This is a genomic window from Sporosarcina sp. QA0331 (assembly GCF_055808055.1).
Window position 1 is genome coordinate 501,433 of record NZ_CM147850.1, and the last position, 23,875, is coordinate 525,307.

Annotated in this window: 17 protein-coding genes; 15 read left to right on the plus strand and 2 right to left on the minus strand. The window is 44.9% G+C overall.

Annotation, left to right across the window (positions count from 1 at the left end):
• Positions 1-220: 220 nt before the first annotated feature.
• The gene (locus AC0L13_RS02560; RefSeq protein ID WP_473643637.1) at positions 221-1,708 is read right to left on the minus strand and encodes an MDR family MFS transporter; all 1,488 of its coding nucleotides are present in this window, start codon (positions 1,706-1,708) and stop codon (positions 221-223) included.
• Between the two features lie 395 nt (positions 1,709-2,103).
• Here AC0L13_RS02560 and AC0L13_RS02565 point away from each other — a divergent pair, with 395 nt between their 5' ends.
• From AC0L13_RS02565 to AC0L13_RS02610, 10 genes are all read left to right on the plus strand, one after another.
• Positions 2,104-2,709: a 3'-5' exonuclease gene (locus tag AC0L13_RS02565; RefSeq protein ID WP_473643639.1), complete on the plus strand. Its 606-nt coding sequence runs from the start codon at positions 2,104-2,106 to the stop codon at positions 2,707-2,709.
• A 608-nt stretch (positions 2,710-3,317) separates the two neighbouring features.
• Positions 3,318-3,629, plus strand: coding sequence for an RNHCP domain-containing protein (locus tag AC0L13_RS02570; protein ID WP_473643641.1), 312 nt, complete (start codon positions 3,318-3,320; stop codon positions 3,627-3,629).
• Between the two features lie 84 nt (positions 3,630-3,713).
• Positions 3,714-4,613 carry a S16 family serine protease gene (locus AC0L13_RS02575; protein ID WP_473643643.1) on the plus strand — a complete coding sequence of 300 codons (900 nt, stop codon included), beginning with the start codon at positions 3,714-3,716 and terminating at the stop codon, positions 4,611-4,613.
• 362 nt (positions 4,614-4,975) lie between these two features.
• Positions 4,976-5,956 (plus strand): nuclease-related domain-containing protein, encoded by a 981-nt coding sequence (locus AC0L13_RS02580; protein WP_473643645.1) that lies wholly within the window; start codon positions 4,976-4,978, stop codon positions 5,954-5,956.
• A gap of 31 nt (positions 5,957-5,987) precedes the next feature.
• Entirely contained in the window at positions 5,988-6,443 is a 456-nt protein-coding gene (locus AC0L13_RS02585) for a GNAT family N-acetyltransferase (protein ID WP_473643647.1), read from the plus strand.
• A gap of 365 nt (positions 6,444-6,808) precedes the next feature.
• Positions 6,809-7,117, plus strand: coding sequence for a YhdT family protein (locus tag AC0L13_RS02590; RefSeq protein WP_473643648.1), 309 nt, complete (start codon positions 6,809-6,811; stop codon positions 7,115-7,117).
• Complete coding sequence (panF, locus tag AC0L13_RS02595) at positions 7,114-8,556, plus strand: sodium/pantothenate symporter (RefSeq protein WP_473643650.1); 1,443 nt, start codon at positions 7,114-7,116, stop codon at positions 8,554-8,556. Before AC0L13_RS02590 ends, panF begins: the two co-directional genes overlap by 4 nt.
• Before the next feature lie 911 nt (positions 8,557-9,467).
• Positions 9,468-10,379, plus strand: a complete 912-nt coding sequence (locus tag AC0L13_RS02600; RefSeq protein WP_473643653.1) for a DMT family transporter — start codon at positions 9,468-9,470, stop codon at positions 10,377-10,379.
• A 75-nt stretch (positions 10,380-10,454) separates the two neighbouring features.
• Positions 10,455-10,823 carry an iron chaperone gene (locus AC0L13_RS02605; protein WP_473643654.1) on the plus strand — a complete coding sequence of 123 codons (369 nt, stop codon included), beginning with the start codon at positions 10,455-10,457 and terminating at the stop codon, positions 10,821-10,823.
• A gap of 260 nt (positions 10,824-11,083) precedes the next feature.
• Positions 11,084-12,166, plus strand: a complete 1,083-nt coding sequence (locus AC0L13_RS02610; protein WP_473643657.1) for a CAP and S-layer homology domain-containing protein — start codon at positions 11,084-11,086, stop codon at positions 12,164-12,166.
• A 253-nt stretch (positions 12,167-12,419) separates the two neighbouring features.
• Here the strand turns inward: AC0L13_RS02610 and AC0L13_RS02615 are convergent, their stop codons facing one another.
• A complete protein-coding gene (locus tag AC0L13_RS02615) occupies positions 12,420-13,250 on the minus strand; it encodes a glycerophosphodiester phosphodiesterase (protein ID WP_473643660.1) in 831 nt (276 codons plus the stop codon).
• Between the two features lie 335 nt (positions 13,251-13,585).
• Between AC0L13_RS02615 and AC0L13_RS02620 the strand changes: the two genes are divergently transcribed.
• From AC0L13_RS02620 to AC0L13_RS02640, 5 genes are all read left to right on the plus strand, one after another.
• Positions 13,586-14,761: a S41 family peptidase gene (locus tag AC0L13_RS02620; protein WP_473643662.1), complete on the plus strand. Its 1,176-nt coding sequence runs from the start codon at positions 13,586-13,588 to the stop codon at positions 14,759-14,761.
• A 168-nt stretch (positions 14,762-14,929) separates the two neighbouring features.
• Entirely contained in the window at positions 14,930-16,219 is a 1,290-nt protein-coding gene (locus tag AC0L13_RS02625; protein WP_473643664.1) for a nucleotide sugar dehydrogenase, read from the plus strand.
• A complete protein-coding gene (locus tag AC0L13_RS02630) occupies positions 16,220-16,930 on the plus strand; it encodes a WecB/TagA/CpsF family glycosyltransferase (RefSeq protein WP_473643666.1) in 711 nt (236 codons plus the stop codon).
• Positions 16,931-17,932: 1,002 nt separating this feature from the next.
• Positions 17,933-21,475 carry an S-layer homology domain-containing protein gene (locus tag AC0L13_RS02635; RefSeq protein WP_473643668.1) on the plus strand — a complete coding sequence of 1,181 codons (3,543 nt, stop codon included), beginning with the start codon at positions 17,933-17,935 and terminating at the stop codon, positions 21,473-21,475.
• Positions 21,476-22,367: 892 nt separating this feature from the next.
• Positions 22,368-23,552: a hypothetical protein gene (locus AC0L13_RS02640; RefSeq protein ID WP_473643670.1), complete on the plus strand. Its 1,185-nt coding sequence runs from the start codon at positions 22,368-22,370 to the stop codon at positions 23,550-23,552.
• The last annotated feature ends 323 nt before the right edge of the window (positions 23,553-23,875 follow it).

A 23,875-nucleotide genomic window follows, 5' to 3' on the forward strand; every position in this document is an offset into this window, starting at 1 on the left:
ATCCGATTCACGCATAAATCATTCCAAAAGCGCATAAATCCCACGAATCACGCATAACGCCCCGAACGACCCCCTTAATTTGTCAAAAGCATTCAGCGCGAAAAAGAAATCCCCGGCAAAACATCCTTCCGCGCTCATAATCCACCACTCCTACACAAAAAAAGACCACCACAGAAAGTCGATTATCAACTTTCAGGGGCAGTCCCTCCCTACATAATTCCTATTCAGCCGGCACTTCTTCCTCTTCAACCGGCTCATCAGGCTTCGCACGATAAACGAAGAATGCCATAATAACCGCTACGATCGACATCGCAAAAGCGATAAAGTAAACGAGTTCAACGCCCGCCACCATCGCTAGATCAATCGTCGCTGCATCAGCAGGATTCGCGGATCCTTCCAAATACCTTAATTGCCTTGCATTCAAAATACTGATGAAAATCGAAACGCCAATCGCGCCTCCGACCGGCTGCAACGTCGACATGACTGCCGTTCCATGCGGATACAATCTCTTCGGCAATTGGTTCAATCCATTTGTCTCCGCTGGCATCATAATCGCCGATACCGTCAGCATGATTAAAATATACCCAAGCACGACGACCCAAACCGGAGTGTCAACCGTCAATCTGCTCATCATGAACATCGTTCCGCTCAACACAATCGTCGCCGGAATCATTAAGACGCGCGGTCCGAACTTATCAAAAAGATGCCCCATGAACGGCGACATGACACCGTTCAAAATGCTTCCCGGCAAAAGGACTAACCCTGCTGTAGCGGCGGTTAACGCCAACGGACCTTGCATATAAATCGGCAAAATGATTTCAGACGCAAACATCGACATAATAATGATCAAAAACAGAATGACTGCATGTGTATACATCGGATAACGGAACACACGTAAATCCATGATCGGTTCTTCCAGCTTCAATTGTCGCAGTACGAAAAGAACGACGCCGATGACGCCAACAACGATGGCGGTCAGCACATTCGCGCTTAAAAATCCATCCGCACTTTCCCCGACAGCACTAAAACCGTAAACGACCCCGCCAAAGCCGATCGTCGAAAAGATTAACGAAATGAAATCAATCTTCGGCTTCGTCACTTCTCCAACATTAATTAAATGCCTGTAAGCAAAAATAATCGAAAACAGTGCAAACGGAATGACGACGATAAATAAATAACGCCATCCGAGATATTCAACGATCACTCCGGAGAGTGTCGGTCCAATCGCCGGCGCAAACATAATGACAAGACCAATCAACCCCATCACTTTTCCACGGCGTTCCGGCGGGAAAATCATTAAAAACACATTGAAAATAATAGGCATCAGCAAACCGGTACCACTCGCCTGAATCAACCGTCCAACGAGCAAAATGGAAAACGTAGGCGCAGACGCACTAACAATCGTACCGATTGTAAAGACAATCATCGTTCCGAGGAACAATTGCCTCGTCGTGAACCATTGCATTAACAACGCCGAAATTGGAATGACAATCGCCATCACAAGCATGAAGCCTGTTGCCATCCATTGTACCGTCGGCAATTCAATCGAAAACTCTTCCATTAATGTAACCATCGCGATATTCAGCAATGTTTCATTCAAAATCGCGAAAAAAGCACCGATGATGAGTGAAAGCATGATCGGCATGACCTTCACATTCGGGTCATCCGCCAAAAACTCATATTTTTTCGGTTTCACAGTTTCTTGCATATAAAAACTCCTCTCATCTACTTCAGTATTGTTGGCTTTGTTACGAAAAAGTAGTCGAAAAGGAGCTCCCCAAAAACACAAAAATAAAAAGAGAGGGCAATCCCGTCTCTTTGTATTTCCATATGAAATTGTAAAAAGGCAGACCCATTCCGAACACCCCACATAAGCAGAGCCATTTAACGCTATTCAATTAGCCGTTCAACTTGATTCGAAATGTAATAGTTGCCATTGGTAAACCCTCCGTTCGAAAATGTAGGGCAATAATACCATGCTCGTAAGCAGTTTGCAACCGATAACCGAAGAATAAAACATATATCTAGTTTAATACTTTTAAAAAGGTGTAATATAGTAATAGATTTGCAACAATCGATAATATTAAAGGATGTGCATCCAAGATGAGCTCGAACCGAAAAGCTGCACAGCTGCTGCAAACAAAGACGGACATCCAAAACTGGGGCGCCCGCCGCGCGTCTCGCGTCAGGAAATACAAAACGACATCCAAGCACGTTACAGACTATATCGTCCTCGACTTCGAAACTACAGGCTTTCGAGCTGGCGCTGATCGCATCATCCAAATCGGAGCCCTCAAATACATCAACCACGAGCGCGTCGAAGTCCTTAACACCTTCATCAATCCGGAACGCCATATACCGGCTTCCATCACAAGGCTGACAGGCATCACGAACGAAATGGTCCAATGGGCACCGACCATCGAGTATAAAATCGACGAGCTCCTCGAATTCATCGGCGATTTGCCGATCATCGCCCATAACGCGAGCTTCGACATGGGTTTCCTGTACGCCCTCGAAAACATCGAAGGCATCCAAATTCCCGAATACACCGTCATTGACACTGTCAAACTCGCACGCAAAACAATTACAGAAACCCCGAACCACAAACTCGGCACCTTGGCGAAGCACCTCCAACTCGAACACGACGCCCACGACGCAATCGGCGACTGCCTGGCCACCGCCGCCATCTACCAATACTGCACTCAGTAACCGTCGAGCCAGGCGGTTTTTAAATGAAAAACGCATAAACCGCTCCAGAAACGCATAAATCCCGCAATCCACGCATAAACGTCTTCAAAAACTCATAACTGCTCCTAAAAATGCATAAACTCCAATAACCACGCATATCGCCATCGTAAAACCCCTTATTTGTCAAAAGCATTTAGCGCGACGTGAAGAAAGAAGTCCATAAAGCTCCCCGCGACCTTCTGTTGAATTATTCAAAAAAGCGAAAAGAAATGATACTATATAGTGGAATAGAAAACAATTTGAGTAGGAGTGAATGGTTTGAAACAAAAATTATTCACTTTCATTGCCAAATAGGGGACGAATGCCAAAGTCAGTGATTATAGGTGAACACCTACTAGTGGAAGGTGGAGCAATCCGCCTTACAGTGGTCGGGATAAAATCATAAACCCGATCGTGGTCCGGATCGGAGGATGGAAAAAGCCTCCGTGAAGCAGGAACTAGAAGTAATCGTTTTGTAGAGCAAGACGGTGAATCGGTCACTTCCCTTTGAAAGCCTGATACCACTCCGGTGGAAAAACAAACGGAACCCTTTTCTCCAAAGATGAAATAACATCTTGGAGGAATGGCAAATGAAAAGAAGAATAGAAAATACCGCATTCCAATGTGAAAACTGCGGTGCAAACATTGAACCGTTAACAAATGGCAGCTTTCGAAACCATTGTCCCGTATGCCTGTATTCGAAGCATATGGATAATTTTCCGGGAGACCGTGCAAGTGAATGCAAAGCATTAATGAAACCGATCGGCCTTGATTACTCCGGAAAAAAAGGCTACCAAATTATCCACCAATGTACAAAATGTCAAAAAGTCGGCCGCAACAAAGTCGCGACCGATACCATTCAAGCAGATAACCTTATCCAATTCATGACACAAATTGGATAAACATCACGTTTTCTATCAAAGTGCTTTGGCATAACCGGCCAAAGCACTTTTTACCTGCAACCATGATTAGGAAAGGAACAAGATATGAATAAATCACTAGACCGCTCAACCAAGCTGTTAGCATTTGTGTATAGCATTTTCATAGTAGTCCCTATCTATTTCATACTTGGTAATGCTTATTATTTGGATTATATAAATAGTTACGCATTTCTAATGGCATTAATAGGCCTCATGATTATCGCTTTAATCCTATCGATTATTTTCCGAAAAGATAAGTTTAGAAGCCTTAACAACTTTTTCGTACTAACTTTATTGACCCTCATTTTGGGGTATGAATTTCTACTCGTAGAATATGAGAGTAATACGTATATTGCAGATGTCTACAGAGAACCACAGGAAATTATACAAAACTCTGGGATTAATATTTTGGCGATTGGATTTAACCATATTTATTACATGAAAGAGGAAAGTATGATAAGGGATATTTACGAAAGAGACGGTATTCAAATGTTTGATTTGCATAAGATTACAAATCGAGATAGGTACAAAAGTAAAACAAATGAAATAAAACGATTTTTAGGATTAGGCAAAGATCAATTTCACATAATGGGGGACAATGTAAGAGGTTATTTTCGGGAAGATATTACAGTTATTAATGAATTTCTTAGTCAGGAAAATTATAGTGGGGATAGCGCTGGCCTAGCGTTAGGACTCTCAGCGATGGTTCATCAAGGTACCCTCCATAATCAAATTCCATTTGGCGTCACGGGAACGTTAGAAGCAAATGGTAGAGTCAACGAAGTGGGTGGAATAGCAGGGAAGATGATCATATCGGAACAAAGCGGTTTCCCATACATCATAGTTCCCGATGCAAATAGGAAAGAAGCGGAGACTGTAAAAGCCCAAGAAAATTTAACAATTGAAATCATACCCGTTCATCATATCGATGAGGCTGTGGCAGCGATAAAGGAATTGAACAAATAAACTTGAACCAAAGCCCTGACTAGCTCGAATCAGGGCTTTTATGCGTCCAAAACCTCATAAACTCTTCGAATCACGCATAAACGTCTTCAAAACCTCATAATCGCTAAGAATCACGCATAACGCCGGCTATTTACGCATAACCCAAAAAACTCTCGCATATCCCAAAAATTATCCGCATAATCTCCCAAACTCACGCATAAAATCTACTAATCACTCAATCCCAAACTAGCAAAATTCATTTTTAACCGCCGAAATCGACGCAAAACAAAATTTAAAACGCCAAAAACGGCCCAAACTTCGAGCTTCATCCAAACTATTCCATTCACACACTAAGCAAGCTAAACTAAACATGAGGTGATAAAATGATCTACAAAAAACGAACGATGCCAAACGAACTGAAAGCACTCATTTCTTTGGACAAACGCCTGCGAAACAATCATGATAAAAAGCACGAGGTCAAAAAGAATCTCCTAATCTGTCAAGCAGGCTACAACGGCGAACTCGAATTTGACGACCACATCAATGAATTCCGCCCAGACTACCCGCACGCCATACTCCACGATCTTTATCTACAACAAGACGGCGTCTATTTCCAAATCGATTCGCTCGTCATCACACCATCATCTGTCACAGTTGTCGAAGTGAAAAATCATAAAGACAAAACGGTCATCAAAGCGAACCCGACACAATTCATTCGAGTATTCCAAAACGGCGATCGCAAACCGATGCGCAATCCGTACATCGAAGTGGACCGGAAAATCCACTTGCTCAAAAACTGGCTCGGCGAGCGCGGCATCCAAATCCCCATCGACGGCATCCTCACATTTGCACACACCAATGAACTCGCCATCGAACACCCGTCGCCCGAAGTGAAAACGATGTTCACTTACGAAGCGTCTGTCCATTTCCGATCACTACCCATGAATGAAAGAATTCTCGACGGACACGCAATCTACAATCTAGCAAACGCCTTGATAGAACACCATAAAGAATACAACCCATTCCCTCTCGCAAACTTGTACGGCATCACCCCCGCAGATATCCAACCTGGCGTTATCTGCCCAGGCTGCGACCGCCTTGGCATGCAGTGGGGTAGGGAGAAGTGGAACTGCCCATCATGCGGCCACACCGGAAAAACCGAACATCGCAAAACTGTCGAAGACTGGTTCATGCTCGTCCAACCGAAAATGACGAACCGCGAATTCCGCTACTTCACTCAGCTCAACAACCGCAACGTCGCCCGCGGCCTGCTCGCCAAATCCGGCCTGCAACTTATCGGCGAACGGAAAGCAGCTCATTATGTATTAATGAAAGAAGGGAAATCCCCAACTCCTGTTGAATAAAACAAGACAACTTGAAAAGGGGTTCCCAATTATGAATATAACACTCGAAAAAGTGAACCAAGACAATATACGCGCCTGCGTCAAACTAGAAGTAGCCGAATCGCAAAAAGAATTCGTCGCGAAAAACGTCAACACAATCGCCTGGGCATACGTCGACCCGAACTTCACACCATACGCGATACGTGACGGAGAAACCGTCATCGGCCTGCTCGCCATAGAAGACGTACCAGAAAACGAAGAATACGACCGCTACTGGATTCCGCGCTTCATGATCGGCGAACAATTCCAAGGGAAGGGCTACGGCAAACAAGCGATGAAAGCTGCCATCGACTTGCTCGCGGCAAAACCCGATTGCCAAAGAATCCGCCTATCCGTCTGGCCCGAAAATCCCGGCGCCATCGAATTCTACCAAAAAGTCGGCTTCACGCTAACCGACGAACTGCTCGAAGACGAACTCGTCATGGACTACTACATTCAACAACCGTAAAACGCTCCCACTCAGGAGCGTTTTTTCAATCAAACCCTTAATTTGTCAAAACCATTCAGCGCGATTCAACCGTCTATATATAATAGAAGAAACCCCGCGTACCCTTGAAACCCCCATAAACTCTCTCAAAAACGCATAACCGTCCCAAAAAATCCATAAACTCTCCGCAACACGCATAACTAAAAAAACTCACGCATAACCGCCGCCAAACACGCATAAATCCGCCAATCCGCGCATAACATCCCGCTCCCAAATTCCCAAAATCTATCAAACTCCAATTAACCCCTCCCAAAAACAAGGAATTCCTGTATAATCAACCTCAAAGAAGTCAATCGAACTTTAAAATGAAAGGAGCACCCGAAAAAATGTCCTCCGAAAAACAAGAAACATACAAGCCCGACCCGCGCTTCAAAATCGCACATCGCGAAGCACTCATCGGCATTGGACTCGCCATCTTCAACTTCATCTGGTGGTACGGCTTCGCCTACGGACTCGGATCCCGCCCACCTGAAGAATACACATACATCCTCGGTTTGCCCGACTGGTTCTTCTACAGCTGCGTCATCGGCTTCATCCTAATGTCAGCACTCATTATCGTCATCACCAAATTTGTCTTAAAAGAAGTCCCGCTTGATGCAGAATACACTGAAATGGAGGAATCCCAGAAGCCATGAACATCCAAGTCATCATCCCGCTCGTCATATTCTTAATCGCGATCTTCGCCATTGGCTTCATCGCATCGAAACAAATGAGCACTGGCGGCGGATTCCTTCAAGAATACTTCCTCGGAGGACGCGAACTCGGCGGGTTCGTCCTCGCTATGACGATGGTCGCCACATACGGCAGCGCATCCAGCTTCCTCGGGGGACCCGGTACTGCCTACACAGTCGGCTTCGGCTGGATCTTGCTCGCCATGACCCAAGTCGTCACCGGCTATTTTGTCCTGCTCATCCTTGGGAAGAAATTCGCCATCTTAGGGCGTAAATACAACGCCGTAACGATGATCGATTTCTTGAAAGCGCGTTACAACAGCCCAGCGGTCGCAATTCTTTCAGCAATCGCCATCATCATTTTCCTTTTCTCGGCCATGACTGCACAATGGGTTGGCGGGGGACGGCTCATCGAATCGCTCACTGGGCTTGAGTACACGACAGCACTCTTCATCTTCGCGATTTCCGTCCTCGTTTACGTGACAATCGGCGGATTTCGTGCTGTCGCACTGACTGACGCCGTCCAAGGAGCAATCATGATTGTGGGCACACTCATCCTGCTCATCGGCGTCATCATCGCTGGAGGCGGAGTCCCTGCCATCATGCAAGATTTATTGAATGAAAATCCGAGACTCGTCACGCCATTTGGAGCGGACGGGTCACTCACGGCCGCCTACGTATCCTCCTTCTGGATTCTCGTCGGCGTCGGTGTCGTCGGACTCCCGCAAATGGCAGTCCGCGCCATGAGCTACAAAAGCTCACGCGCCATGCACCGTGCACTCGTCATCGGCACAATCGTCACGGGCTTCATTATGCTCAACATGCACCTAATCGGCGTCTTTGCGAGACCCGTTATGCCGGGAATCGACGTAGGAGACAAAGTCATTCCGCTCATCGCGCTCGAAGTATTGCCTGCATGGTTAGCCGGCATCGTCCTGGCTGCACCAATGGCGGCCATCATGTCGACCGTCGACTCGCTGCTCCTGCTCGTCAGTTCAGCGATTGTCAAAGACGTCTACTTGAACTTCATCAAACCGGACGCAACTGAAAAACGCGTCAAACAACTGAGCTTCGGCGTCACTGGCATCCTAGGAATCATTGTCTTCCTACTCGCCATCCAGCCGCCCGACTTGCTCATCTTCCTGAACTTATTCGCCTTCGGGGGACTCGAAGCCGCCTTCATCTGGCCGATCGTCCTCGGACTTTATTGGAAGTACGGCAATAAACACGGCGCAATCCTAAGTATGATCACTGGTATCGCCAGTTATATCGCAATCCACTTCTACAACGCATCATATGGCAACTTACTTGGTGTCCACACAGTAACGATCCCAGTCGTCCTGTCCCTGATCGCCTACATCATAGGGTCACTTGCTATCGAGCGAAAAGCATATAGATTCTAAATGAAAAGCGGACTCCCACAACGAGAGTCCGCTTTTTCCATGCGCATATAGTGCAAATAGGGAAGAAGGGTACCCAAAAAACTCCCCCATCCCCCTCATATTTAGGGGGCTCCCTCGCCGGTAGGCAGGAACAAACGGAGTTTGTTCCAAGCCAAGAGGGTCTGGGTGCATCCTGTTTGTCAACGCCTTTCTGCTCCTTATGCTCGCTCGGGGGAAATCGCCCTCGCTCCGCTACCGCAGAAAGACATTGACAAACGCTCGATAATTTCTATGGCAATATTGATCGATTGAGCGCGAAGTAGAAAAGGAAACTTAACTCGGGATTATAGAAAGTGAAACCAGATTATATGTATGTTATAATTTACATATACTAAAAAAGACTGAGCGTCGCACAACGCCCAGTCAATTGTAGCTGACATCCGCAGAAAAGCGGTTGGCCTGGTTGCAAAAGTGAAAGAGTAACCACCTTGCTTACACGGCTGTTAGCGGAGGGTGGTTACTTTCCTTTGGTGAACAATGCAATCATCGCAATCATAGCCGTAGCCCAGAGTGCATGCAATATACCTAACTGCACAAGTATATTCATGGTTTCGTATGTCACCATATATAATCACACCTACCAAAGTGTATATAATCCAATAACGTCTCCAACCAAACCCTTAATTTGTCAAAACCATTTGGCGCGAGTAGGGAAGAGAAGTCTCTCAAAAAGTTCCCACGTTTATAGAAAGCGAAATCCCCGCATTATTTCATAAACTATCAAACCCACGCATAAATCTATCCAAAAACTTATAAAATCATTTGCCTGCGCATAAACCCATCGATCCACGCATAATCCCAAAAACTAGCGCATAAACACTTCCCATATGCTAAACTAGACTCTTATCAGCACTAGAAAGAAGGACACCAACATGTGGAAAATCTACATACTACTCACCACAACAATGCTGCTTTGGGGACTCAATCTCCCCATGCTCAAATACATGCTCGAATACATGCATCCCGTCACGATGACTGCACTCCGCGTCTTCACAGCGGGCATCACCGTATTCGCCATACTCGGAGCTCTTAAACTCGTACGCCTCCCAACCAAAAAGGAATGGACATACATCATCGGCGGAGCCGCACTCAACGTCGTCCTTCACCACTACTTCCTCAATATGGGCCTTTTCCGTACATCCGGCACGAACGCTAGCCTTATCCTCGGAACCGGCCCAGTACTAACGGCAATTTGCACATCTCTCATCCTGCGCAACTATCCGACAAAAATCCAATGGATCGGCGCGGCAGTAGGCTTCATCGGCATCAGCTCCGTCGTCCTCGCAGGCGGCGAAGGATTCAGCGGCCTCAAACTCGGAGACGCATTCATCTTCATCTCCATCCTTGCACAAGTCCTTTCGTTTTTGGTAATCGCGAAGGCGGCAAGGACGCTGGACCCAAGACTGCTCACCGCGTACATGCTTACGATCGGAAGCCTGATCCTATTCGTCATCAGCCTCATCCAAGAGCCGGGCGAACTCGTGAAATTCACAACCGTCCCGTCAAGCTTCTGGGCAGTCTTTGCAACGAGCGCCATTTTCGGAACAGCCGTAGGGCATATGCTCTACAACTATTCCGTCGGACAAGTCGGCCCTGCTAAAGCCGCCATCTTCATGAACTTGAACACACTCTTCGCTCTTGCAGGCTCAGCCATCTTCCTCGGCGAAATCATCACTAGTCGCCACCTATTCGGCTTCGTCTTAATCATCATCGGCGTCATCCTCGGATCCGGAGCCGCAGAAGATCTGTGGAAAAAACGCAAAACCAAACCCGAGCCGTCGTAAAGACGGCTCGACAACCAACAAGACAAGCCTATATAATGCATGTACAAAACCTAACGAGAACGAGGAGGAAACTACATGAAAGTTTTCGAAGAGTTTGTAACGAAAATCGATAACGCGGAACACCGGGCCCGAACGGAAGAAGTACTGACATGGGTATCCGATAACTATCCAACCCTAGTCCCCGTCATCAAGTGGAACCAGCCGATGTTCACCGATCACGACACATACATCATCGGTATCAGTGTGTCCAAACAGCATTTGGCCGTCTCTCCGGAACAAGAAGGGATCAACCACTTCTCCGAACAAATCGTGCAAGCCGGCTACAAGCACACAAAAATGCTAGTCCAGTTCCCATGGAACAAGCCGTTCGACTACGAATTACTTAAGAAAATGATTGATCATAACATCGAGGACAAAGCAGACTGCACATCCTTTTGGCGCTAAAAGCTTACATTCAAAGTAAGCTTTTTTCTTTTTACATACAGCATTCCACCACAATTCTCTCAAATCACGCATAAACTCCTGCAAATATGCATAATCCAAAATTCCCGCGCATAAACCATCCGAATCACTCATAAATCCGATTTTCCGCGCATAACCGCCAACAACTACGCATATATGCCCAAAAACACACATAACCCCACGTTTTGCTCTACTGCCTATTAAAAAAACAGTATACTCATAGAAAAAGGAGGCGAACATCTATGAAACTCAAAATCTCAACCGCACTTCTCGCAACCGCACTGCTACTCACACCCGCAATCCAGCCGGCACAAGCCGCATCATTCACAGACGTCCCGAAATCCCACTGGGCATACGAGCCGATCGACGCCATCTCAGATCTCGGCATCATCAATGGCTACCCGGACGGTACATACAAACTCAACCAACCAGTGACGCGCGCCCAAGCCGCCAAAATCGTCGCGCTCGCAACGAAAACGAAGCCGACACACGACTTTACGCCGGACTTCAAAGACGTCACTCCGGCACATGGCGCATACGACCACATCCGCGCACTCACTGAACGCGGCATCTTCAACAATGGCGAAGCGTTCAATCCGAACGCATCACTCACACGCGGGCAAATGGCCAAAATCATCACACTCGCTTACGACATTACAGTAGACGACAACGACTTGATCTCATTCAGAGACGTCAAAAAAATCAATGGCTACCATAGCTACATCACAACGATTGCCGAACTCGGCATCACAACGACCGAACAAGGCGGCGAATTCAAGCCGAACGATCCCGTATCACGCGGCCATATGGCTGCCTTCATCCAGCGCGCCAACGAATTTGACGCCAAACGCAAATCCGGCGAAATCTACTACGACAAAGCCCAACAAAAATACGTCGAAAAAGTCTACTCAATCCCTGAGCCACCACCGAGCCAAATGGACGACTCACAAGCCGCACATACAATCAATCTAGTAAACAACGAACGCAAAAAGGAAAACTTGGCGGCACTTAAACAAGACAAGGAACTCTCAGCGATTGCCAAAGCAAAAGCCGTAGACATGGCAGAAAAGAATTACTTCGCCCATAAATCGCCAACATACGGCTCCGTCGGCAATATGCTTGACCACTTTAAATATGACTGGTCAGTATACGGTGAAAACATCGCCAAAGGCTACACTTCCGCCGAAACCGTCGTCCAAGGCTGGATGGAATCACCCGGCCACCGCGCCAACATCCTCCAGTCCGGTTTCACCAACATCGGCACAGGCTACGCCACCGATCAAAACGGCACTGCCTACTGGGTCCACCTTTTCTCAGCAAAATAAAAAAAGGAGGGACCCACCCCCTCCTTCTCTCAATCGCGCCTCATCGGCTCCGGACTAATCAGCAACCTCCACATCCATCCTCATCCTCTAACAGCCTTAAAAACGCATAAACTTCAAAACTCACGCATAAATCCCTCCAAATACGCATAAACGTCTTCAAAAGTCCATAACGCCTTCAAAACACGCATAAATCCTCCCAAAAATGTATAAACTCCAATACTCACGCATAACCGCCTCGAACTATCCCAGAATACTAGTTTCTAGGATCCACATAATCCGGATAATCCGTAATGATCGCGTCAACTCCCATATCGAAAAGGAAGTCTGCCGCTTCTTGGCTGCGCACCGTCCACGAACCAATTTGCATGCCTAAAGAGTGGACATCATCAACCAATTCTTCTGTCACGATTCCATAGCTCGGGTTAAACCAATCCGCATACGTGGAAATTTCCTCTAAAGCTTCCTCTGTCGTATGTGCACGGTTGGAAGTCAATACACCGATCGGAACTCGGGGAAGGAGCTCATCCATCTTTTTCATTGACTCAAAGTTGAACGATTGAATAATGATTTTTTCATTTTGTGGTTTATCGAGATTTCGTTCTTGTAAGGCTTCCGCTACTTGCTCTTCAATGCCGGGGTATAGCTCCGGAGCCTTCATTTCTATTAATATACCGATCTTTCCATGGTAACGATCAAGAATCTCTTCGAATGTCGGGATCGGTTCTCCTGCAAACTGTTCTCCCATCCAACTGCCGGCATCAAGACTTCTCAGTTGTTCAAAAGTCAAATCCCCAACTTGTCCCGTTCCGTCAGTCGTACGATCCACTGTTGTATCATGGATCAACACTAATTCGCCATCTTTACTTCTTTGGACATCGATCTCAATATAATCAGCTTTCATATCAACAGCGAGATCAAAAGCCGCAACCGTATTTTCAGGCGCATATCCTGTTGCACCGCGGTGTGCTATATTATGTACTTGTTTTCTTTCACCAACTGTCGGCTCTTCCGCAAACGTCTGGTCAATCGGGCTGAATAATAATGATAAGGCCACTCCTGTTGTTAGTATTAATTTTTTACTCATTTTCTCCATCTCCTATCTGAATAAGTTTCTACTACATTTTAAGATAGGGATGTTAAGCCAATATATAGATAGAGTTATAGAAGCATAAAGGTTGTGTTAACGAATTCAGCCTGTTCTCCCTACGATTATTTACAAAGGGGATTGATAAAATAGTAATACAACACTTCTATATATTTTCCAAGACACTCAATGAACGCCATTTAAAAAACGCTGCCATGCCATCTTCAGCAACAACGGACCCACTCTACAAAACTATTCTCCCGTACCATGTCTTTAATCTAACAAAGTGGGTATAATAACCATAACTACCCGATAACTAGAAAGGAGTCACCGGCATGAAAAAAATCCATTCCGTCTTACTCGCATTCATAACAATCATCCTACTCGCGCCTTACGCTTCGGCCCAAACAGCACTTACTGGTGAAGCTGAAGCCGCACGCGTCGACGACATCAAATTCTTCGTCGAAAACTTCTACTATGGAGACATCCCGGAAAACCTTCATGCCATGACGACCATAGACGAAATCATGGGCGCGCTCGACGAATACTCGCGCTATATGACAGCTGACGAATATTTGGACTACGTAGCAGCAGTCGGTGCCGACGACGTGGCTCTCCATAACTTGACCGAGCCTGCCGTCACATCTGCCATGCTCTACGGCGACATCGGCTATATAAAGATCAATACCTTCTCGAACAACATGGACAAAGCTGTCACAAAACACTACTCGAACCTAAAAAAGCAAGGCGCTGACAAACTCATCATCGACCTACGTTACAACGGCGGCGGCTACGTCGAAAGCGCCGAACAACTCCTCGGCCACTTCGAAGGCGTCAAAACAGCGTACGAAATGAAAACGAGAGAAGGCACGACAACCGTAAAACCCGTGCAATCGAAAGTGAAATTCCCGAAACAAACTTATGTACTTGTCAACCGCTACTCAGCATCCGCTTCTGAAATCGTGGCGGCATCGCTCCAAGACCAAAACGCCGGAATCATCGTCGGCGAACGGACGAAAGGGAAGGGCACCATCCAATCGTTCTTCGAATTCGAAGACGGATCAGCACTTAAACTAACAATCGGCGAATTCACAGGGCCAAAGAAATCCAAAATCCATAAAAAAGGAATCGCGCCGACGATAAACTGCGAACATGACCAAGAGCTTTCTATTATCCATGCGCGGCTATTAAAAGATTCACTCGCACAGAAAAACTATAAACAAATCGACGACCTGCAAGGCGTCGCGGTAGACAAAACATTCCATATCCATTTCACGCAAAAAATGAACCTTAACGAAGCAAATGCGTCCAATAAAGTGGAACTCATTAAAGTGGGAGGTGTCGCAGTCCCGATTTCACTTAAACCGAACGGTACGGATATGCTCGACATCAAGCCACTGAAACAAATGCAAAAAGGCGGTTCCTACTTCCTCGTCATCCATCCGGGCTTCGCAAACGACACCGGCCGGACGACAAAGCAAGGCATCTTCACTCCAATCACGGTGAAATGACCACTGCAATAGTGGAGATATGTACAACCAAAACAGATATGCTATAATCAACGAATGTATATTCAACAAAGCAGGGGTCCGACAACATTCGACCCCTGCATTGGCATTTCAATTAAATCTTAAGCAAAACCTAATAAAAGCACTCCCATTCAGAAAGGAACATTACCCATGAATAACAAATTGTGCGTCATCGGCCTTGGCTATATCGGCCTTCCGACAGCAGTCATGTTCGCCAATAGTGGCCTCGAAGTCCACGGTATGGACGTCAACGAAAAAGCAGTTAATATGATCGCCAACAAGCAACTACATATAGAAGAAAACGGACTCCAAGAACGTCTTGACCAAGCGATCGACAGCGGTAACCTTACTGTCTCCACAACTCCAGTTGAAGCCGACGTCTACATCGTCGCCGTCCCATCGCCGATCAATCCTGACAACACGGCGAACTTGGAATACATCCGCCAAGCGACTGTTTCGATCGTACCATATTTAAAACCAGGCGCACTCGTCATTCTTGAATCGACGGTTCCACCGAAAACAGTCGAAAACGTCATGCTGCCTGAGCTTCGTAAATCGGACTTAACACTCGGCGAAAATCTCTTCGTTTCACACTCGCCTGAACGCGTCATCCCAGGCAAGATCTTCGAAGAGCTCGTCAACAACGACCGCATTGTCGGCGGTATCACACCAGAATCCGCCGAAAAAACGAAGGCACTCTACAAAACATTCGTCCAAGGTGAAATTCACTTAACAGACGCAACAACTGCGGAACTCGTCAAAGTTATGGAAAACACATATCGTGACGTCAACATTGCGTTTGCCAACGAACTCGCGAAAATCGCAGAAACAATCGGCGTAGACATTTGGGAAGCGATCCGTTTCGCAAACTTCCACCCGCGCGTCAACATCCATATGCCGGGACCTGGAGTAGGCGGCCACTGTATCGCAGTAGACCCATGGTTCCTAGTCGAACTTAACCCGGCTAACGCTGAAATCATACACAAAGCCCGTCTTACAAACGACGGCATGCCACAATTCGTCGCTCAAAAAGCACAATTCTTGCTTGACGCGAAAGGCATTACAAACGGCAAAGTCGCAGTCCTTGGTCTTGCCTTCAAAGGCGACGTCGACGACATGCGCGAAAGCCCATCCATCAAAGTAATCGAAGCGTTGCAAGAGAAGGGTCTAGAAGTTAAATCATTCGACCCTCACATCAAAGAGTTGCAGCACACGACACAACAAGCAACATTGGATGAAGCAACACAAGAAGCTGACCTGATCATCTTGACGACGGATCATACCGACTTCAAACAGCTCAGCCCTAACGCACTCACAACAAAACAGCCGAAACCATTCATCCTCGACACGAAAAACGCACTCTCTCGAGATAAATGGGAACAAGCCGGATTCCACTACTTCAAACTAGGAGACGGCTCACCAGTAGGAGTCATGAGCTAAATGAAAGAAACGATACTCGGCGTCGACGTCAACACAGAGAACTACGATGAACTCATTCCGAAGCTCTTTCAAAACATTGACGCCAAAAAGAAATCACTCATCGTCGCCATCAATCCTGAAAAGTTGATGAAGGCAAAAGACGACCCAGCGCTGAAAGCCTTGCTGAACCGTGCGGAATTCCAGATTCCGGACGGTATTGGCGTTATCATCGCGTCCAAGATCCAAAAAGGAAACATAACATCCCGCGTAACAGGCGTAGATATGATGGACCGAATTGTGAGGGAAGCAGCCCGAACAGGGAAGTCCATCTTTCTCTACGGCGCGAAGCCGGGAGTCGCAGAAGCTGCAGCCGCTAAACTGATCGAAACGTATCCCGATCTCAAAGTCGCCGGCACACAAGATGGCTATGAAAAGGACACGTCAAAAGTAATCGCGAAGATCAATGAGGCACAGCCAGATATCCTCTTCGTCGCAATGGGATCGCCGAAACAGGAACTATGGATCGAAGAGCATCGAGATAACTTGCACCCAATTCTATACCAAGGAGTTGGTGGCTCATTCGACGTTCTGGCAGGCAACATAAAACGCGCGCCGGCGGCATTCCAAAAGGTCGGAGCAGAATGGCTTTACCGGCTATTACTGGAACCAAGCCGCATTAAACGGCAAATGAATCTACCAAAATTCCTTTTTGAAATAATTCGCCGAAAATAATTAATGATACTTGTAATCTAGTAAAACTGGTGATAGAATACGTAAGTGTAAGGATAATTTCCTCTGTAGCATATATTATTAAACGCCACGCAGGACGAAAACGGTTGGTTGACCGCACAAAAGGACTTGAACAGCTCCCATCTGTTCAAGTCCTTTTGCATTCTATGAAATGCTGAAGGCGCTTGCCCAGACGCGACAGGCATAAGACGAAGATACGGCGTGGCGCCTTTTGCCACAGAGTAGCTTTGCCTTATGACCCGAGCGTTTAGCGCCTGAAGCTGGACAAGAAAAGTGGAGGGCGCCTGCTTGGGCGACAAGCATAAGGCGAAGATGCGGCGTGGCGGTTTTTGCCACGGAGCATCTTTGATTTATGACCTCGAGCCCCTGGCGCCCGGAGCTAGACATAGAAAAGTGCTAACGAAGAGATCAGCTTCGAGGCTGTTAGCCTCGTTTTCTACCATGACTATCAATTCCCCATTAAACATTCTTCTAGTAAGGTTCTATTTTATTCACATGTATAATAGATTCAATAAGGTTCACTTTCAGAAGCAGTTTAATAGATTCATGAAGAGTCAAAGAGGGACAACCAACTATATTCTAAACAAAATCTTCCTATTACGGTTCTATTTCTAGTATTGCATTAGTAGATTCATGAAGGAGGTCAAGCTATAAAAAAATGACTAATATATCCAAGAGATAAACTACCAAGAGGTCCGTACCTCTTGGTAGACGGGACAAACAGAAACAGTAAGATAATTAGGATGATTTAAGACTTTTGTTGAAATATGATAGAAATACTTGATATATTTTTAAGATAAGGTAGAATAGTAGAAGCAGCGGAAAATTACATAGGGTTTGGGACTTGCAATCTAGCAAAATACCAATAAGTAATTGACATCCCTGCTGCTAGTATCTATACTTTATTGTGTAATGGCTTCTACTTCCATTTTGCCGTGGGGTAGATGACAAATTTTATTTCTTATTAGAGGAGGAAATTATTCAATGGCTAACCAACCAACGAAGTATCGCAAGTTTGTAGTTGGCGCTGCATCAGCTGCATTAGTAGCATCCGCAGTAGCACCAGTAGCAAGCGCGAAAGATTTCTCAGATTCAAAAGGCAACACACACGAAGCAGCAATCAATGCACTATCTGATGCTGGCATTATCTCGGGTTACCCAGATGGCTCTTTCCAGCCTAACAAAACGTTGACTCGCTCAGACGTTGTTAAATTGATGGGTAAATGGCTTGTAAACGCACAAGGTTACGAAGTACCTAGCGATTACAAAACAAACCCACGTTTCTCGGATCTAACATCTTCATCTAACGATGAGCTTCTACAATATGCTGCAGTTGTTAAAGACAACGGCGTATTCGTAGGAACTCCAGATGGCAAACTTGATCCAGCAGGCAACATCACTCGTGAGAACATGGCGATCGTTCTAGTTCGCGCATTCGACCGCGTACATGACATCGACCTTGCGACTTACGTTGCAGGACAAGATTTCAAGAAAGACGTTAACGACCGTGCAACTGCAAAAGCAGAAGCTCGTCCAGCTATCGACGTTCTTGACTTCTTCGATATCACGAACCCAGCTGCACCAGCTTTCAACCCTAAAGGAACTACAACTCGCGGACATTTCGCTACATTCCTACACAAATCAATCAACACAGATTTCTCTGATGTTGCAACTGGTGTTGTAGGAGATGCAACAGTTAAGGCGGTTAACGCTACTACTGTTGAAGTAACTTTCAAAGATGCAGTTGAAAACATCAACTCTTTGAACTTCACAATCGAAGGTTTGACTGTTTCTAACGCAGCAGTTAAACAAACTGACAACAAAACAGTTGTTTTGACAACTGCAGTTCAAGAAGGCGGTAAAGAATATACTGTTTCTGTTGACAACAAAGAAATCGGTAAATTCACAGGCGTTTCTGCTGTAATCCCAACTAAAGTAACAGTGAACACGACTTCTGTTCAAGCTAAAGTTGGTCAACAAGCTATCCTATCTGCTGACGTAGGCGTTAAACAAGCTGGTATCCCAGTAACATTCAACGTTGCTGCTTCTGGCACACTTAACAAAGACCAAATCTTTGAATCTGTAACAAATGCTGAAGGTATTGCAACGTTCTCTTACACACAATACTCAGCAGATGCTGATTCCGTATCTGTTTACCCAACAGGCGCACCAGCAGTTCGCGACTTTGCAAAAGTTTATTGGGGTGTAGACAACATCCTAACAATCACAGCTGCAGACAAGAAAACTGACAGCATCACAAATGGTGAAAACAAACTTTACACTGTTAAATATCTTGATCCAAAAACAGGTAAGCCTGTAGCGAATCAAAGATTACACGTTACATTTGCTGAAAACGTTGATACTACAATCAACAAAATCAACAATGCAACTGTAAACGGTAAAACTCCTTACCAATTGACAAACGGCAACAAAGAAGTGGTTACTGTAACTACAAACAGCAATGGTGAAGCAACACTTACTGTTTCAGGATTAAACACAAAAGCAACACCAATTGTTTTCCTTGATGATGCAGTAAACAATCGTGTAGCTGGTAACGACGTTCTTGAAGCTACAGAACTGCAAGCAAAAGCTGCAGAACTAACAATCGGAGCTGTTCAAGCTGATTACGTAATTGATGTTACTCGTGACGGCGCTGAAGAAGCTGCAACTGGTGCTCAAAATGGCCGTGAATACACTATCTCAGTGAAAACTAAAGATGGTAAAGCAGCAGCAAACGAAATCGTTAACGTTGCTTTCAATGAAGATATTGATCGTAACATTAATACAAATACTAAGGCTTACTTCACTGATGGTGATGGCAAAGACATTACTAAAGATCGCAAAATCACAGTTAAGCTTGATGCTGACGGTGAAGCTACATTTACAATCGTCTCTACCAACGAAAAAGACTATGCTACACCAGTAGTATGGATTGACATCAATTCAAGCAACGCACATGAAGGTAACTTGGACGAAGGCGAACCATCATTCGTAGCTCCAATCACTTACTTTGCTGAGCCAAAACTTACAGGTGGAGCTGTAAAAGCTTCTAAGAGTTCAACAGTAGCTCCAAATGCATCATCTGTGAAAGATTTCTCTGGTACAGATACTGCATGGTTCACATTTAGTGCAGCAAACCAAAGCGGCAACTATATGCCACTAGGTAACGACTACAAAGAAATTGATGCAACATTCACAGTGTTTAACACTGGAAACAACGATGTGTTAGTAGAAGGAGAGTATGTAGTTTCTCCAAACCGTAGTGTTACAATTACGAAAAAAGATTCGAAAACACCTCAGATTAAAGTACAATCTGGTAATAAATCAGATAAAGATCTAAGCACTTCTGTACGTGTAGAAGCAAGTGGAACAGCTATCGCTGCTGATACGGGTAATAGATGGAACAGCAACCGAGTGCCTAACATCAATCTTGGCAACCATTCTGTAGAGGCTAAATTCACTTCTACAAAAGCGATTGGTGAAACACACACTGGATTTGTTACAGCTATCAATACTTCAAAACAAACTATTACTTTTGATGGTAAATCAGCAGTAAGTTACAAAGATGCATCATTCAAAAATGCACTAGGAAACGATATCCAACAATCTACATTCGAAAAAACAATTACGGATGGATTGAAAGCTGGTAAACTTTACGAAGTTACCCGCAAGAAAGATGGAGACAAAATCACTGTTTCTATCATTGATGATGGAACTAACGCTTCAGCTAAACTGGTAGACGTAGCTCTAGTATCTTCAGCTAAAACTGATGTTACTGAAGATACAGACGCAAAAGTTAAAGCAGGCCTAAAAACTGGAGATGCACTTAAAACTTCAGTTGTTATTGGCAACAAGACAGTTGATGTTGCATGGGAATCTGATTCTGATGCTATTGCTGTTGCTAGCAACGGTACTGTAACTGTTAATGCAGTAGAAGAAGACACTGCTGTTGAATTGACTGCTACAATTACTAGAGGCGATGCTGAAGAAACAGCTACATTCACTGTGAATTTATCACCTGCTGCAGAAGTTCCAGTGCAAAAAGGTGAATTACTTGGCAAAATTGAAGATGCTAAGGCTTTAGAAGCAGATACAACATATACAGAGACTAGCAGAACTGCATTGAGAACTGCTCGACTAAATGCACAAGCTGTATACGACAATGCTTCTGCTACACCAGCACAAGTTACTACAGCACACAATGCACTAGTAAAAGCAATTGATGAGTTAGTGGAAGTTGTAGTAGAAGACGAAACTGTAGAGGTAACTGTAGCTGTTGCTGAAGATGCAGGCACACTTACATTCTCATTCTCGACAGCTGTTGCTGGTCCAGTGGTTGATGTAGCTGAGGGAACTGCTACACTTGCCAATGATGATAAAGATGTAGAAGTTGTACTTGCAGAAGATGCTGAAGCAGTTACTCTAACAGTGACAATCAACGGTGAGGAATTTGAGTTCGTAGCAACACTTGCTGGTGGTGCTTGGACAGTAACTCCTGCAAAAGTTGACGCTCCAAAAGCTTCTTAATAAAACTAAACGAAACGTTACTCTATAAGCCGATTCAATCAGTGAAATGAGTGGAAACGAATCCCCCGTGTCTTGCCTTTTGGTAGTACACGGGGTTTCTTTCTAACTGCTACTTCCAATAAGTAGGTGAAATTCCTGCTCTTGTAAACAGTCGACTACAAGTGCCTAATCCTCCTGCATCCAGTGATGTGCTGAATACACAGAAGGGATGAAGTCAGGTGAAGCCGTACCCGGTGGTCCCGGGGCGGGGTTCTTTAAAAGGTTCCTATGGTTAGGTAGACGAATCCATGTAGGCAGGGTAAGCTAGTGTATTGTGTGAAATAAGCTAGGAGCTCACTTTACATCCTTATAGTTGAAATGCTATAGTGGCGATCGAGAAATTGACTGTTAATCCGGTCGTTCTTACTCCTGGATAGTGGAAACCTAAGGGAATCAAAAAGAGGGATGGAAATAGCGGAACGTTTGAAGTCTTGCTGGAAGAGGTGTATCAGCACCCATGAAACTAGTAGGATGGCAGCGGGTTCATAGTAGTGTTGATGGTTAGCCGTTCGGACTTGTATGGTAACATACGAGAAGGAGAAAACTAGCCGGAGCGAAGGAACCCAGTCAGTGGTAGTTTATTTACTGAATTGCTTATTTCCCCAAAAACTAAGCATTCAAATTAGATAGGACCAATCATGTTTTAAGGATTGGTCCCTATCTTTGGATATTATATAGGTATAATGTTTTATTGTACATACTTATACTAAATAACTAACCGCTGATGGCACGCCGTATGCGGTGAAAGCCGCTTGTACGGTGTAGGCCCGAACCGAAAGCCACAATATTTTTGGTATAAGACGGGAATAGCACAACAGCAATAGTTAACGATGGTGCTCAGTTAGAAGCAGCTTTGTTAAATCCTAATATTACTAAAATTACATTAGGTGGTAATATTGGTGCTGGTCCATTCAGTATCACACGTCCACTAGAAATTAATCTCGCAGGACATAATATTGCTGGATCATTGAATTATAATTATGCTAGTGTTGGCGTAAGTAAATTATCAGGTACTGGATTAGTGAATGCGGTTAATGTTAATACTCAATTAGCAAGTTTTGTTCAGGGTGCTGGGGTAACAATCACCACACTGAATCTTATTAATGTTGCACCTGCAACATATACTAACAATGGAACAATTACGACAGCTAACATTACGGATACAGACGCTCGTTTCTTGAATGAGGGTACTGCTTCTGTTGGAACATTGAATGTCGATACAGCTGGCTATGTAACTCTAGGTGGAAACTCACCGTTAGATCAAGTTGTAGTTACGAATGCTGGTTCAGTAAATGTATCACCTGGTACAACTGTTTCTGATTTACAGGCTGATACAGCAACTACTGTAAACAATGCTGGAACAATTACTGAACTGACTGGAACTGGAAATGTAACACTAACTGGTTCTGGAGAAGTAGCAACTGTAACAAACAGTAATGTGACTGTTGAAAAAACTGGTCCGGCAGACCAATCGTTAACAAAAGGTGCAGAACTTGCTGAATCAGAAGGCGTTTATTCAGCAACATTCACTTGGTCATCTACTAATGGAATTGGTACAAAGTTAGTAGAAAAGTCCGGTAGATACAACTACTTCAATGACGGTGCATACCTTGATATCACTGTTAAAGAAGGTGATGGCGCTAACGTTGCTTTCGAAACACTATTTGATGCTATGACTTTGCAAACAGATGGTGGAAATGTTGATAGTATACAAGGGACTGCCGGTCGTCAACTTGCAGACTGGACTGGTGTAGACACAGGATTCTACACAAAACTAAAGTCTGCTGGTAGTAATGCAGTATTTTACGGTGTGCGTCAAACAGGTCAAACAACTGCTGTAGGCGCAACAAGAACTGTTGGATTTAATGCGGGAGACAGCCGTACAATTAACTTGTCATTAACACCAAAAGCTGATATTCCAGTTGGTACTTATACAGTTACAGTTCAACCAAAACAACAAAGTGGTGTAACTACCGGTACAAATCTTGGTGCTGCTATCACTTACACATTCATTGTGCAAGCTGAAAATAATGAGTGATTGGTGACTCAGTCACTCACACAACTCCAACACTACTCTTGCAATACATTTCATGAAAAATAAGGTTTGAGTCTTGTGGGAAAATTGCAGAAATCTCCTTATGCCCTTAGTGGCGTTAGGGGATTTCTGTTTTTATGGAGAACTCATTTATATATTATAACTATGAATCCCTACTGTCCCCTTCAAAAAGTCGATCCGTAGAAAACTTATGCTAATTCTACGTAATAGACTTTTTTTTTTTTGTCTGGACCTTGTGATTTTGAATAAATCTTTGTAATTCATAGGAGTGGAATAGCGGAGTATAAAAAGGGCATGACAAAGAC